This is a genomic window from Methylophilus sp. TWE2 (genome assembly GCF_001183865.1).
Classification (GTDB): domain Bacteria; phylum Pseudomonadota; class Gammaproteobacteria; order Burkholderiales; family Methylophilaceae; genus Methylophilus.
Genome location: NZ_CP012020.1, coordinates 1,415,007 through 1,427,781 on the forward strand (window position 1 = coordinate 1,415,007; position 12,775 = coordinate 1,427,781).

The window sequence follows — 12,775 nt, forward strand, 5'->3', positions numbered from 1 at the left end:
TATGGTTATTAATGGAGTAGAGATTGACGATACCTTTGCCGAAGCATTCAATATGCGCGGCACACGTATCCTGATTACCGCGCAAAATCTGCGCTGGGCCTATAACGCTGCCAATGCGATGACTGGTTTTGCCACCAGTGTGATTGGCTGTGGCGTCGAGGCGGGCATAGAGCGTGAACTTTCTGAAGACGAAACGCCGGATGGCCGCCCAGGGGTGAGTGTGCTGATGTTTGCCATGGGCAGTAAAGTGCTCATGCAGCAGCTGGAAACGCGCATGGGCCAATGTATTCTTACCTGCCCAACGGCCGCGGCCTTTGCAGGAATTGAGTCAGAGGACATGATCAGCCTAGGCAAGCATTTGCGCTTTTTTGGCGATGGATATCAGGTCTCCAAACAAATCCCGGATGCCAACGGCAAACTCAAACGCTACTGGCGCATCCCAGTCATGGATGGCGAGTTCCTGACCGAAGAAACCACGGGCATGGTGCGAGCCATTGGCGGCGGCAACTTTTTGGTGCTCGGCGCCAGCCAGGCACAAGTGCTTACCGCCTGTGAAGCGGCGATTGATGCCATGCGCAAATTGCCCAATGTGATTATGCCTTTCCCCGGCGGGGTTGTGCGTTCCGGCTCCAAGGTGGGTAGCAAATACCCCAAAATGTTTGCCAGTACCAATGACGCATTCTGTCCGACCCTCAAAGGGGTGGTGAAAAGCGAGTTGGATCCGCGCGTGGAAAGCGTGATGGAAATTGTGGTGAACGGCCTGACATTTGAAGACATTGCCGTCTCCATGAAAGCAGGCATTGAAGCCGCCTGCAGCCTGGGTAAAGACAACGGCATTTTGCGTGTGTCTGCCGGTAATTATGGGGGCAAGCTGGGTCAACATCACTTTAAACTGCGCCCAATTTTAAGCGGGGAGGTGACCGCATGAGCCATATCATTTTAACTGCCAAGCCAGTCTCTCGTTCAGTCGATTGCCGTGCCTTATTGCCTCTGGCTTTGCAAAGCAAAACCGCAGCTGAGATTGGTGCGATCAAACTCGCCGCTAACCTGAGCGTTTTAGATGCATTTGAGGTCAGTGTAGACGTAGCCACAGAGGCACCTAAGCTGACTTTTAAAAACACGACTTCTTCGCACCAATATATCGGTTTCGGCATGACGACTGGTCAGCTAGTGGTGGAAGGGGATGCCGGTGACTTTTTAGGTGCGCAACTGCAAAACGGTGTGCTGATTTGCAAAGGCAACGCCGGTGCGCGAGCGGGCGACCGTATGCGCAGAGGCATGCTGCTGATTGAAGGCAATGCAAGTGATTATTGCGGCTCTGACATGATGGCAGGTACGCTGGGCGTACTGGGCAGCACAGGCGCACACCTGGGTTACGGCATGAAGCGCGGCACATTATTATTGGCGCAAGCACCTGCGCTGCAAGCGACCTGGATAGATTGCGGTTTTCACAAATTGCCTTTCCTTAATATCCTGTATAAATCCTTCAAGTTGCTGGATAGCCGCTTTGCACAGATCAGTAGCCAGCGCGTACAACGCTGGATGGGCGATATGGGCGGGCTGGGCAAGGCAGAAATCCTGGTGATTCAGGCTTAGCGATTTAAATAGGTCACGATAGATCAACGGGCTTGGTGCCCGTTTTTCTTTTTGCATCAGGTAGTTAGAGTGGTAAAATCGTGCTTTTGAAATAAAAGCTGTTCTCAAATGAGCCAATACCTCACCGCCGCCCTCTACAAATTTGTCACGCTTAGCGATTATAAAGACCTGCAACAACCGATTTTAGAGGCTTGCCAGAAACACCAGATTAAAGGCACTTTGCTGCTGGCCCATGAAGGCATAAATGGCACTATTGCCGGGAAACCGGAAGATATCCGAGCGGTGCTTGACTATTTACGCCAGGATCCGCGCCTGGCGGATTTGGAACATAAGGAGTCCTGGGCAGACAGCCACCCGTTTTACCGCATGAAGGTCAAACTCAAAAAAGAGATCGTCACCATGGGCGTACCAGAGGTTGACCCCAACCTGGTGGTGGGCACCTATGTGAAGCCCGAAGACTGGAACGCGATTATTTCTGACCCGGATGTGATTGTGCTGGATACCCGCAACGATTACGAAGTACACATCGGTACTTTTAAAGGCGCGATTGACCCTAAAACCACGACTTTCCGCGAATTTCCTAAATACGTGGCCGAGAACCTGGATAAAACCAAACATAAAAAAGTCGCGATGTTTTGCACCGGTGGCATCCGCTGTGAAAAAGCGTCGTCTTACATGAAACAGCAAGGGTTTGAAGAGGTCTACCATCTCCAAGGTGGTATCCTCAAATACTTGGAAACCGTGCCCAAAGAGCAAAGTCTGTGGGAGGGTGATTGTTTTGTGTTTGACCAACGCGTAGCGGTTAAACATGGCCTCGAAGTGGGTGACCATGACCAATGTTATGCCTGCCGCATGCCACTGACCAAAGCGGAAATGCAAAGCGAACAATATGAAGCGGGGATCTCTTGCCCTTATTGTTTTGATAAATTGTCTACAGAGAAAAAAGAGTCGCTGCGCGAACGGCAAAAGCAAGTCAAGTTAGCCAAAATGCGCGGTAAGCAACATATCGGTGAACAGAATTAAACTTCACTCGACTATATATTCACAGCAAAAACCAATCTAACAGGGTTGGTTTTTTGATGTTCAAATCACATCCAGCGGGCTGGCAACCCCGCGGCCGCCTTTATTGAGAACATGAGTATAAATCATAGTGGTAGAAACATCACTGTGACCGAGTAACTCCTGAACGGTGCGAATATCATAGCCCCCCTCAAGCAGATGCGTCGCAAAGCTATGGCGCAAGGTATGCGGAGTCGCCAATTTGGCAATATTGCCTGCCCTGGCCGCTTTTTTAACCGCGCGTTGCACCGTTTTTTCATCGGCATGATGACGGCGTATCTTATTGCTCAAAGGATCAATTGAGCGTTTGGTTGAGGGAAACACATATTGCCAAGCCCATTCACGACCAGCATTCGGATATTTCTTATCCAGCGCCATTGGCATATACACCTCACCAAAACCCGCTGCCAAATCTTCTTCATGCAAGGCCTGCACTTTGATTAAATGCTGCTTGAGTGGCTCTACCAAGGCAGCCGGTAACATTGTCACCCGATCTTTAAAGCCTTTGCCCTCGCGTACTAAAATCTCACGCTTCACAAAATCGATGTCTTTCACCCGCAAACGCAAGCATTCCATCACCCGCAAGCCACTGCCATACAGCAAACTACCAATCAGCCACATCGTGCCATCCAGTCGATTAAGCAAAGCCTGGATCTCTGGTTTATTCAACACTACAGGCATGCGTTTAGGCGCTTTGGCTCTTGTCACATTATCCAGCCACGGCAACTCCATCTCCAGTACTTCTTTATACAAAAAGAGCAGGGCGCTTTTGGCCTGATTTTGTGTGCTGGCTGAGACATTTCGTTCAACTGCTAAATGGGTTAAAAAGCTCTCCACTTCTGCTACGCCCATCTCGCGCGGATGTCGCTTGCCATGGTGCAAAATATAGCGTTTAATCCACTGTATATAAGCCTCTTCGGTGCGTTTGCTGTAATGTTTCACCCGCAAGCGTTCCACGATAAGGGGAAACAACTTGGGAGCAGGTTTTACTTCAGGTGTGTTTTCCATAGCCAAGCCCTTTTATGCAGGTGTAATAATAAAACACAAACTATTGATTTAATAAAAATAAATCATTTTTATAAATTTATAGCCCCAGGCCTAAATAAAAAATTAGGTTCGTTTTTGGGGTCTAATTAACGTTAGATTTTGTCAGATCTTCGGTCAAAGAAGAAAAGCGATTCGGGGTGGTAAACTCTCTATCGTATTAAAAAAATGTTGGTGTATAAACTGCGCAAAAGATGCTAAAAAGCGAAGAGCGAAGTATGCGTCGTCGCATAACTGAGTTGATGCGAACGCCGCATCGTAGCTCTTCGGTACGAGAAACGCCATTGAGTTTAAGCGTTGGCTGTAATAGGGAGGATTAGTTGAAATTGATAAGCTTGCAGCAAGAGATTGGTTCACTAAGAGATGCAGCTACAAAATCTAACGTCTCGTTGGAGCACACATCGTTCGCAATGCTCACGACTTCGCCCACTTGCGCGGGCGCGTTCAATCGAAAAACCCAATTGACCGCTTCATCCCGCGCTGCGGGGTGGTGCTCAACTATGTAAGTTAGGGTTTAATCCCCGATGATTAACGAAATAGCGTTATATACACAGATTGCATCGCCAATTTTATTCATAATCGCACTGTTCAGCGTGTATAGAGTGCTTGCGTCCCAAAAAGATGCAACCATTCAAGTATTAAAGGAACAGATTGAACTCTTAAAACTTCAGTTACAACAGGCTGAAAAAAAACTCCTGATATCGCTGTCGAGGCTTTGTCCAAACGAGTCAAAACAGTTACTGAAGAACTCTCAAGGCTAAAAGAAGACAACGAGGCTAGTAGCGAGAAAGTTACTGAAAAAGAAAAGGAGTTGGCAATCGTCAATCAAGATTTAGCAACTTTGCGCACCCAGATTGCACGTGCCGAAGAACTACTTAAAGACTTTTCATGCCCAAAATGCAAAGCACCAATGCTTTCAAGGCAATTTGCATGGGAGTGTGTAGAGTATCAAGGTAGGGAAATTGATATAGACCACGAGCAAGTTCTATATGAGTGTGGTCTAGAAATTGTTGATGGTGAGGAAGTGTCAAAGTGCGGCAGTCTATAAACAACCCTAACCCATCGGTCAAGCAGGACTGGCTAACGCCAGCCTCTTACCTCAGACGTTAGGCCAACATGACTCCCGCCTCGGTTCTGTCGACTTCAAAAAACTTCCATCGTGCATTTGAGCTTTGCTACGGAAATGGCTTGCCCGCAAAAAATGGGGTGTCAAACGCCATTGTTCCTGCGGTTGTCTGTCTAGCCTTTTCGATTGAGCTTGGGTTCAAAGCAATCTTGGTTGGAAGCGGCAAGCCATCTGAGGGGCACAAGTTTTTCGATCTGTTCGGAAAGCTACCTGTTGAAATACAGGCCGAGATTCAGCGCTTGGTTGTTGGCGAAGACGAGGGCTTTGAAAGTAGCCTAACCCTAGTTTCGAACGCTTTTGTCGAGTGGCGCTATATCTTCGAAGAACCTGGATATCACAGCATTGATGTCGAGTTCTTGTCAAAGCTGCATGACGCAGTTACGCAAATCGCGGAAAGGTACGTTAGTGAGCAACGCGCAAAGTTATTGGCCACAAAGGCCTAACATGGCGGTCAAGCGGGACCGTCTTCCGGCGTGCCGCCTCCAGACGGCCCCTTACCTTCAACGTTAGACGAAATGTGGCCTTTTTCTAAAAATAAGCTAAAACCTAGCCAAAGCAAAGTGGAGCAGCTCTTTCTGTTTAAAGAGCGCATGCTTAAGGAAGGCGCCTCGCAACCCTCCCTGCAGCTAGGTCTTCGTTCTTTTGTTGAGAAATATATAACCGAGGCTGAATTCGAAGTCTTGTTTGGTGGTTACGCTGCTCGAAACATCAGTGGTGAAAAATACATTGGGGTATGGAGCGTTCGTGTTGCAAGCCGTATGCGCCGTATTTTACGAGAGCGAGGGGCCTCATTCATCGTGGTAAATAATCATCCATGCGAAAATAATCCAAGCTCTGGTCTAACCCATCAGTCAAGCGGGACTGGCGAAAAGGTTCTTTTATGAAAAGTTTACTAATAACGAGGGTTGAGCCACCATTGTCGCCAGCCCCTTACTTCAAACGTTAGCCCAAATACCAATATGGAAAGCACTATAGTAAGAGCGCTAATTGAAGAGTTGGAAGCCGAAATCAATAACGGTGGTTTTGATCAATTCTTTTTTAACTCAGCTGGCAATCAAACTGCTGAGACAATAGAAGCATTAAAATTGATAGGTGCCTTTAAAACCGCAGAAATTGTTACTCGTGCAGCAAATAAATTTCCAGGTGGCATGCCTCCAACAGAGTGGTTCGAGCGACAAAATATTTTGGAACAGGTCTCGCCCGAGTCTGATGCTTTTGAAAACGAAGATAAAGCCTTTTACGAGTACCAAGATGATTTAGCCAATTTATTACCTACTTATGCTGGCTAACCCATCAGTCAAGCGGGACTGGCGAAAAGGTTCTTTTATGAAATGTTTATTAATAACTAGGGTTGAGCATAGGTTGTCGCCAGCCCCTTATGTCAAACGTTAGGCCATAAGCAATGTTACTAAAAAGCATTAGTGAAGCTCGTGCAGGTGAACTTGAAGAGTTCAAGTACAAAAATCAATTTTTAAATGCACTGCTAGACATTTGGTCACCTGCACCTGAACAAATCCCAGAAGAAGCAGAAATACCCGCTGAAAATGACAGGCCTTTATTTTCTCGCAGAGCACCTGACCCAACCGCTTGGGCAATTGCATTTACACCCACATTTCTCAAATCCATCGCGAACATTGATAAAAAACTTCAAGGCCGCATTCTCCTAGCTATAACTGAGCTTTCGGAAGACCCAATAGCTTTAGTAGGAGATACAAAAAAACCTCTCGTTGGCGAGCAAAAAGGCTTATGGCGCTATAGAGTTGGTGATTACAGGCTAATTTATGAGCCAAATGAACAAACATCAAAAGTGGTCCTTCTTGAGTTTGCTGCCAGAGGTTCGGTCTATGAATAATTATTGGCCTAACCCATCATTCAAGCGGGACACGCTAAAGCGTGCCCCTTAATTCGAACGTTAGGGGTTGTTAGGAAGATGACTGATTTCGCTTTTTACGTTTCATTTCTTACTACTGCAATTTCTGCAGTTGTAGTACATGTCAAAACTAAAAAGCTTATTAAAAGTGCTGCTATCTCACCACAGCAGGGTAAAAATAAATATTTATTATTAGTCCTCTTTTTTGGTGTTATTTCGGGCTTAGTAATTTTTCCTTCACTGGTTTCACTTTTTAATTGGTTAGGTGTCACCTCATCATACGGTCATGGTGAGGTTTTAATCGCAGCTCCAGTTTTTAACTTTTTGTTTGCTATAGTTCTTGGTATTTTGGGGCGCATCGTTTTAACTTGGGAGCCAATCAAGTGGTAAACCCTAACCCCTCAGTCAAGCGAGACTGGCTTTCAGCCAGCCCCTTACTTCAAACGTTAGGGAATTATGAATAAATCCGCAGATTGGCAAGATATTAAACACCGAATAATATCCCGCGCACCAACACAGCAAGCCAAACGAGCGATATGGTGCCTACTACTAGGTGCGCCTGTTCTATGCGGTCTTGTCGGCTTTTTGAACCCAATAACGCTAGAGCTAAATTCAAAACAGTTAACGTGGCTACAAATATACATAGCGCTATTCCTGGTATTTGCAACATCTGTTTATCTCAACTTTCATTTGTACTTTAAGTTAATCTCATTGGGAAGGTTTATTGATGAATCGCTCACAGAAATGGCAGAAAAATATGCGCAAATTGAAATACAAAGCTTTAAAAATAAGCACAACATTCCCTAACCCATCCATCAAGCGGGACACGCTAAAGCGTGCCCCTTATGTCAAACGTTAGGCGGATCGATGAAGCATTGGCAACGAATAGCGTTTGGAATTTTCACCATTGTAGGTAGCACAGTGGGTTTTATTTCAGGAGTTAGCGGACTCTTTTCTGGTTCCAATCTCATTGAATGGCTTATGTTAATTGCGGCCACAGTCGTCTATGCGTGGGGTATCTGGTGTGGAATTGGTTTGCTTCAAGCTGAAGTCGGTGCAGAGAGAGCAAATTTGAAATTCTGGTTGGTGCAGGTGCCAAGTTTTGGGTCCCCGCTAATTAGCTATTTCCTCTCATGCGGTTTCCATACAACTGTTTCTCTCCAGCTTTTTCCAATTAAATTGAGCGCCAAAATCTTGGTAGGTAGCTATTTTAGTTATGGCCTATTGCAACCTAATCAACCTTTCATTATTGGCATCAATCTATTTGCAATGTTTATTGTGTGGTGGCTGTCGAAGTCCGTTGTTCAGTTGTCACCTAACTTTGCGGTTAACAAGGACGCCCCAACAGCTACGCTGCCAGGGCGCCCGTTACCTTAAACGTTAGGCCACATGAGATTTTTTTGCTTATACATCTTGCTTTGCATTTCTTGCCAGTCACTGGCAGAAGATGCCTTACCGAAAGATGTTTCAAGCTATTTAGAACTGCGCGAATCATGCGACCACTGGCGAGGTGAGTATGGTTACGATGAAGAAAGGCAAGCCGATATTAACTGGTCAATTTGCCAATCCTGCTCAGGAACCGATGCGAAACTAAAAAAACTCAAACACAAGTATAAGAACCAAGAAAAAATTCTTACAAAACTAAATGAGTTAGAGTCCGAGATTGAGCCAAAAGACAAATCAGCGGCACGGCAGTTCTGTAAGAAAACAAGGAAACCTGAATGGTACAAATAAGTTATGGCCTAACCCATCCATCAAGCGGGACACGCTAATGCGTGCCCCTTATGTCAAACGTTAGGGTGTGTGATGCCTAATTACAAAGTATCATTGCAAGCCAAAAATGAAGGTTTGAGCTACGAAGATGAGTCCGGCACTTATCGCTTTAATTTGTCCCGCAAAAATAAAACGTGGATTGTTCATTTACCACCAACCAAAGGTAATAACTACGTAACTCATCCTTTATCTAATCAAGAGCAAGAGTTGCTTTATCCCCGTATCAGTAAATATTTATCTCGCATTTGGTGGTTTGGTGTTTGGCCTGTTAATTATGAGGTGCAATTTGGTGTTTAACCCTAACCCATCAGTCAAGCGGGACTGGCGAGGGCGCACTTCGATAATACAATTTTCAATAACGAGGGTTGAGCCATCGGTGTCGCCAGCCCCTTACTTCAAACGTTAGCCATAATGGACATCAAATTGTTTCAACAACTAGTTGAATTGCCTAGATCTTCGTGGGAAATAGTTTATCCCGCATATAGTAGTGACTACTTTTTGTTCTGTGATGAGTTTTCTCATTATGTTGCCATGTGCTACCTTAGTGGAACATTGAGTTTCGAGGCTGCGGATAGAGCCATGAATGAATTATTTAGTTACTCCTATTCAGACGAGGATCGTGGCATGCCAGACTTTGCATTGCAGGTTTTTAATGCGTTTGATCAAGGAGAGTTTCATCATCGAGATGACTCTCACGACGTCGATCCAGAGCAGAAATACACCAGGCCAATCCTCATTAAGGTTTTTGAGCAGCATTCGTTAGTGGCTAACCCATCATTCAAGCGGGACACCTAACGGCGCCCCTTAATTCAAAAGTTAGGAGGCTATGTGAGCACCAAAAACATTGACCCACTCCATTGGTTCGGCTCTGCCTTTACAGCCTCTACGGTTCTTTGTCTTTTCAGCATGGTTGCCACATTTTTTATAAAAACAGACAGCACCGCATTGGGTATCTTACTCTGGCAAGTTATTCTTGGCTTCTCATATACCCCTGCAATTCTTGTTTGCTCAATACCTCTCACTTGGTTTACTTGGCGACTCATCAAAAACTACCAGCTAAGCAGAGTCTCTTCAGCTCTGGCGGTTGGGGTAAGTGCAGCATTACTCGTAGCCGCCTCTAACCTTCCATATTTTGTAAGTGTGCATTTGTTGCCAGTACCTTATGATCTACTAGTTGTTACAGCAGGGGTGGGTTTAAACATCGCGGCCTTTTTATGGCTATCGTCGCCACCTAACCCATCATTCAAGCGGGACCTGCTAAAGCAGGCCCCTTAATTCAAACGTTAGGCGTTAAACAGCGAAATGAAAACTAAGCTTCCAGATGTTATTGAAAATTGGGCATGTTCACTAACCAAAGATGATTTACTTTTGATAAGTAACGCGTTAAATGAAATTATTAATGGGTCTGGAGCGATTGAGAAGTGGGAGTTTCAAACAAGAACGGGAGTTGAGTTTCAAGATGCAGAAAAACTTCTCAAAAAAACGAGCATGGCACTAAATGAGTTCAATAAAAACTAGCCATCATGCCATTCCGTTGCCTAACCCATCATTCAAGCGGGACTGGCTAAAGCCAGCCCCTTAATTCAAACGTTAGGGTTTAGAGTGAAACGCACGCTACTTTTCATAACTTATATTTTTTGTATCGTACTAATGATTTCATTTAATTTAAAAGCTGATGAAATTAAAAGCGATTCCGATTTTCCAGATGATGAGAATGGGCGTGTACTTCTTCAAATGAAAGAAAGAGGCGATGATTTATCAAAACCGAGAAAAATAGATTTTGTCGTAATTTTTCTAAACCACAGTAGTGCTGAACTTTTTGCGTCCCACTTTAAAAAATTAGGCTACGAGGTAATAATAAACAACTCTAAAACGATTGACACCCATCCATGGGATGTCATCATTCAAAAGAATATGATACCAACTCATAGAGATATAACAGTTTTTGAAGATGAGCTTGGTGAGTATGCGGCAACAATGAGTGGTCGCACTGATGGATGGGGTGGCTTTGTTCAACAGAAATGACCCTAACCGATCCATCAAGCGGGACGCGCTAAACCGCGCCCCTTATGTCAAACGTTAGGGCTATGATAATTTCAGGCACGGAATATACTTTCTTAGTTGCATCAGACGCTGATCGTGACGGTCTCAGCTGGGAGTGCTATTGCAATTTTGAAGGCGAAGAAAAGTTGGTTCTTGAGGTTTTCCGAAATGATGCAAAAGAGTGTTTTGAGGTTAGCCCATTTGTAAGTGAGTTGCCTTTAGAGCTTTATGAGTATGTTATTGCAACCGCTAGAGAAAAACTTGGTGTTATTAAACCCTAACCCATCAGTCAAGCGGGACTGGCGAAAAGGTTCTTTTATGAAATGTTTATTAATAACGAGGGTTGAGCTAATGTTGTCGCCAGCCCCTTACTTCACACGTTAGGAACTATATGGAAACACCAGTAAAAGTTAAACAAGCTGTAACGGCAATCTTGGCAACTCTAGCAATTAGTACTTTACTTGCCCTTTACCAAAAATTATCCGGCAATACCTCAGCTGGGCAGTTTCTTATTACCATAATAATTTATGCATTTCTTTGCATTCTCCCATATAAAATTAGCCATCAAAGCAATGCTGCTCGCTATGTTTATTTGGTTATAACTATTTTTTCGTTTCTTTCCCTTTTTGCCATTGATTACGTAAGGTTCAAACTAGAGTTTATTGTTTCGTTAGCTTTAATTCCTATTGAAATTTTCATTCTTTATCGACTATTCCAAAAAGAGGCTTCAAATTGGTTTCTTTCAAAGTAAAGTTTTTCCTAACCCATCATTCAAGCGGGACCTGCTAAAGCAGGCCCCTTAATTCAAACGTTAGAGCTCAATCATGAAATGGTTCCTATTGGTGGCATTCGTGGCAATAAATGTAGTGGGAGCCGTCTTTGTGCTTATGCCGGGCCTTATCACTTATGCTGAAGTTCCTCCAAAAGGCATAACGTGTAGCTTATGCACAGACCCCGAGGTTCAAAAAGCACTTACTGCTGCCGCAACTTATGGTCGTGAGGCAATCCTTCGCCAACTAAATACCTCGGCAAGTTGGGTGCTTGCTCTTGCGGTTTTCAATACAGTCGCTTTTGCATTGGCTTTGTTTTTTCGCCGCTCTAACCCATCATTCAAGCGGGACGCGCTAAAGCGCGCCCCTTAACTCAAACGTTAGCTCCCTATGCGCTACGCATTCTTTTTTGTACTAGTATTAGTTGTTACATTTGCTGGCGAGTGGCTATACAGGTCATTTCTTCGTCCAGTTGAACCGCTTGCCACAGAAGCAATTGCGCTGGCCAATCACTTCAATCAGGACGGTATTCACGTGCGCCCATATCCAGTAAGGCATGGGCTTCGTCACTCACAGGTCTTATCTGTCGCAGGATTTGAGATAGTTGGCTATCCACTACCAATTGTGGTCGAGATTTGTCCAACAGAAGAAAGTGCAATTCAGAGGCTCAGAGCCGTAAGCGCAATCCCTAATTTAACCCACACGAATAGAAATGGGCGCTTAGTCATGAATCTTCCTATGTGGGGTGATGATGCGGGCGCGATGGCTACAAGGGTTAAAAATGTATTTGCTTCGTTTAAATCCGCTGGCTAACCCATCAGTCAAGCGGGACTGGCGAAAAGGCTCTTTTGTAAAATGTTTATTAATAACGAGGGTTGAGCCACCATGGTCGCCAGCCCCTTAATTCAAACGTTAGGCCTAGCATGACTATTGCAAGTGTCCGAATTTACTATTGCCCAATGACGAAAGAACGCGAGCAATCATTAACCTTTTCTCATTGGGGTTTTGCAGAATGGTTTTGTCGTCGCTTAAAACCCATTCGAGAGCAATTACGAGGCCCTGAGGCCAAAGGAGTTAATATCGTCAACCTAATGCTTCATGAAACCCCTGAGCATGCATGGTTTCCTAATGAATGGCGTCAAAGAGCTAACTCTTTTAATTATTCGCTAATTTATGATTTAAGTACTCTCGAAAATCAGCAGCCTATCGAAAATATACAAAATCTAATGCAACTATATGCCAACCTAGCTGAACAAGCACCATGGCCACAAGTGAGAGCACTTGTTCCTCAATTAGGCGAACCACTAAGCGAAATTGATAAAGTAACTCTTCTACCTTATTTGCAATGGCCTCGTGGTGAGAAAGTCAGTGATGCTCATGCGAAAAGAATTTTAAAGGGCAGCCTAACCCATCAGTCAAGCGGGACTGGCGAAAAGGTGCTTCTATGAAATGTTTATTAATAACGAGGGTTGAGCCACTGGTGTCGCCAGCCCC

At 44.8% G+C, this 12,775-nt stretch carries 23 protein-coding genes; 22 read left to right on the forward strand and 1 reads right to left on the reverse strand.

Annotated features, from left to right (window positions below; genetic code table 11):
- Position 1: 1 nt before the first annotated feature.
- The 3 genes from fhcD to ACJ67_RS06835 all read left to right on the forward strand — a co-directional run bounded on the left by fhcD (position 2) and on the right by ACJ67_RS06835 (position 2,619).
- Positions 2-928 carry a formylmethanofuran--tetrahydromethanopterin N-formyltransferase gene (fhcD, locus tag ACJ67_RS06825; RefSeq protein WP_049638429.1) on the forward strand — a complete coding sequence of 309 codons (927 nt, stop codon included), beginning with the start codon at positions 2-4 and terminating at the stop codon, positions 926-928.
- Entirely contained in the window at positions 925-1,596 is a 672-nt protein-coding gene (locus ACJ67_RS06830) for a formylmethanofuran dehydrogenase (protein WP_049638430.1), read from the forward strand. Before fhcD ends, ACJ67_RS06830 begins: the two co-directional genes overlap by 4 nt.
- 108 nt (positions 1,597-1,704) lie before the next feature.
- Positions 1,705-2,619, forward strand: coding sequence for a rhodanese-related sulfurtransferase (locus ACJ67_RS06835; protein ID WP_049638431.1), 915 nt, complete (start codon positions 1,705-1,707; stop codon positions 2,617-2,619).
- A 60-nt stretch (positions 2,620-2,679) separates the two neighbouring features.
- On the opposite strand, the gene ACJ67_RS06840 is transcribed toward ACJ67_RS06835, so the two are convergent.
- On the reverse strand, positions 2,680-3,663 hold the full coding sequence (locus ACJ67_RS06840) for an integron integrase (protein ID WP_049638432.1): 984 nt from the start codon (positions 3,661-3,663) through the stop codon (positions 2,680-2,682).
- 751 nt (positions 3,664-4,414) lie between these two features.
- Here ACJ67_RS06840 and ACJ67_RS06845 point away from each other — a divergent pair.
- The 19 genes from ACJ67_RS06845 to ACJ67_RS06930 all read left to right on the forward strand — a co-directional run bounded on the left by ACJ67_RS06845 (position 4,415) and on the right by ACJ67_RS06930 (position 12,729).
- Entirely contained in the window at positions 4,415-4,747 is a 333-nt protein-coding gene (locus ACJ67_RS06845; RefSeq protein ID WP_049638433.1) for a hypothetical protein, read from the forward strand.
- A gap of 68 nt (positions 4,748-4,815) precedes the next feature.
- Positions 4,816-5,268 carry a hypothetical protein gene (locus tag ACJ67_RS06850; protein ID WP_049638434.1) on the forward strand — a complete coding sequence of 151 codons (453 nt, stop codon included), beginning with the start codon at positions 4,816-4,818 and terminating at the stop codon, positions 5,266-5,268.
- 72 nt (positions 5,269-5,340) lie between these two features.
- The gene (locus tag ACJ67_RS06855) at positions 5,341-5,709 is read left to right on the forward strand and encodes a hypothetical protein (protein WP_049638435.1); all 369 of its coding nucleotides are present in this window, start codon (positions 5,341-5,343) and stop codon (positions 5,707-5,709) included.
- A 75-nt stretch (positions 5,710-5,784) separates the two neighbouring features.
- On the forward strand, positions 5,785-6,114 hold the full coding sequence (locus ACJ67_RS06860; protein ID WP_082163946.1) for a DUF4375 domain-containing protein: 330 nt from the start codon (positions 5,785-5,787) through the stop codon (positions 6,112-6,114).
- Positions 6,115-6,227: 113 nt separating this feature from the next.
- Entirely contained in the window at positions 6,228-6,677 is a 450-nt protein-coding gene (locus ACJ67_RS06865) for a type II toxin-antitoxin system RelE/ParE family toxin (protein ID WP_049638437.1), read from the forward strand.
- A 78-nt stretch (positions 6,678-6,755) separates the two neighbouring features.
- A complete protein-coding gene (locus tag ACJ67_RS06870; protein WP_049638438.1) occupies positions 6,756-7,085 on the forward strand; it encodes a hypothetical protein in 330 nt (109 codons plus the stop codon).
- A 66-nt stretch (positions 7,086-7,151) separates the two neighbouring features.
- The gene (locus ACJ67_RS06875; RefSeq protein WP_049638439.1) at positions 7,152-7,502 is read left to right on the forward strand and encodes a hypothetical protein; all 351 of its coding nucleotides are present in this window, start codon (positions 7,152-7,154) and stop codon (positions 7,500-7,502) included.
- Between the two features lie 60 nt (positions 7,503-7,562).
- Positions 7,563-8,072 (forward strand): hypothetical protein, encoded by a 510-nt coding sequence (locus ACJ67_RS06880; RefSeq protein WP_049638440.1) that lies wholly within the window; start codon positions 7,563-7,565, stop codon positions 8,070-8,072.
- Between the two features lie 12 nt (positions 8,073-8,084).
- Entirely contained in the window at positions 8,085-8,429 is a 345-nt protein-coding gene (locus ACJ67_RS06885; protein WP_049638441.1) for a hypothetical protein, read from the forward strand.
- A gap of 72 nt (positions 8,430-8,501) precedes the next feature.
- Complete coding sequence (locus ACJ67_RS06890; protein WP_049638442.1) at positions 8,502-8,765, forward strand: hypothetical protein; 264 nt, start codon at positions 8,502-8,504, stop codon at positions 8,763-8,765.
- A gap of 282 nt (positions 8,766-9,047) precedes the next feature.
- Entirely contained in the window at positions 9,048-9,263 is a 216-nt protein-coding gene (locus ACJ67_RS14815) for a hypothetical protein (protein WP_156171653.1), read from the forward strand.
- A gap of 33 nt (positions 9,264-9,296) precedes the next feature.
- Positions 9,297-9,743, forward strand: coding sequence for a hypothetical protein (locus ACJ67_RS14820; RefSeq protein WP_156171654.1), 447 nt, complete (start codon positions 9,297-9,299; stop codon positions 9,741-9,743).
- A 27-nt stretch (positions 9,744-9,770) separates the two neighbouring features.
- Entirely contained in the window at positions 9,771-9,986 is a 216-nt protein-coding gene (locus tag ACJ67_RS06900) for a hypothetical protein (protein ID WP_049638444.1), read from the forward strand.
- Positions 9,987-10,118: 132 nt separating this feature from the next.
- Positions 10,119-10,493: a ribonuclease E inhibitor RraB gene (locus tag ACJ67_RS06905; RefSeq protein WP_049638445.1), complete on the forward strand. Its 375-nt coding sequence runs from the start codon at positions 10,119-10,121 to the stop codon at positions 10,491-10,493.
- 62 nt (positions 10,494-10,555) lie between these two features.
- Positions 10,556-10,792: a hypothetical protein gene (locus ACJ67_RS06910; protein WP_049639810.1), complete on the forward strand. Its 237-nt coding sequence runs from the start codon at positions 10,556-10,558 to the stop codon at positions 10,790-10,792.
- Between the two features lie 110 nt (positions 10,793-10,902).
- Positions 10,903-11,262: a hypothetical protein gene (locus tag ACJ67_RS06915; protein WP_049638446.1), complete on the forward strand. Its 360-nt coding sequence runs from the start codon at positions 10,903-10,905 to the stop codon at positions 11,260-11,262.
- 73 nt (positions 11,263-11,335) lie between these two features.
- The gene (locus ACJ67_RS06920; RefSeq protein WP_049638447.1) at positions 11,336-11,653 is read left to right on the forward strand and encodes a hypothetical protein; all 318 of its coding nucleotides are present in this window, start codon (positions 11,336-11,338) and stop codon (positions 11,651-11,653) included.
- Between the two features lie 18 nt (positions 11,654-11,671).
- Positions 11,672-12,094 carry a hypothetical protein gene (locus ACJ67_RS06925; RefSeq protein ID WP_049638448.1) on the forward strand — a complete coding sequence of 141 codons (423 nt, stop codon included), beginning with the start codon at positions 11,672-11,674 and terminating at the stop codon, positions 12,092-12,094.
- Positions 12,095-12,240: 146 nt separating this feature from the next.
- A complete protein-coding gene (locus tag ACJ67_RS06930) occupies positions 12,241-12,729 on the forward strand; it encodes a hypothetical protein (protein ID WP_049638449.1) in 489 nt (162 codons plus the stop codon).
- The last annotated feature ends 46 nt before the right edge of the window (positions 12,730-12,775 follow it).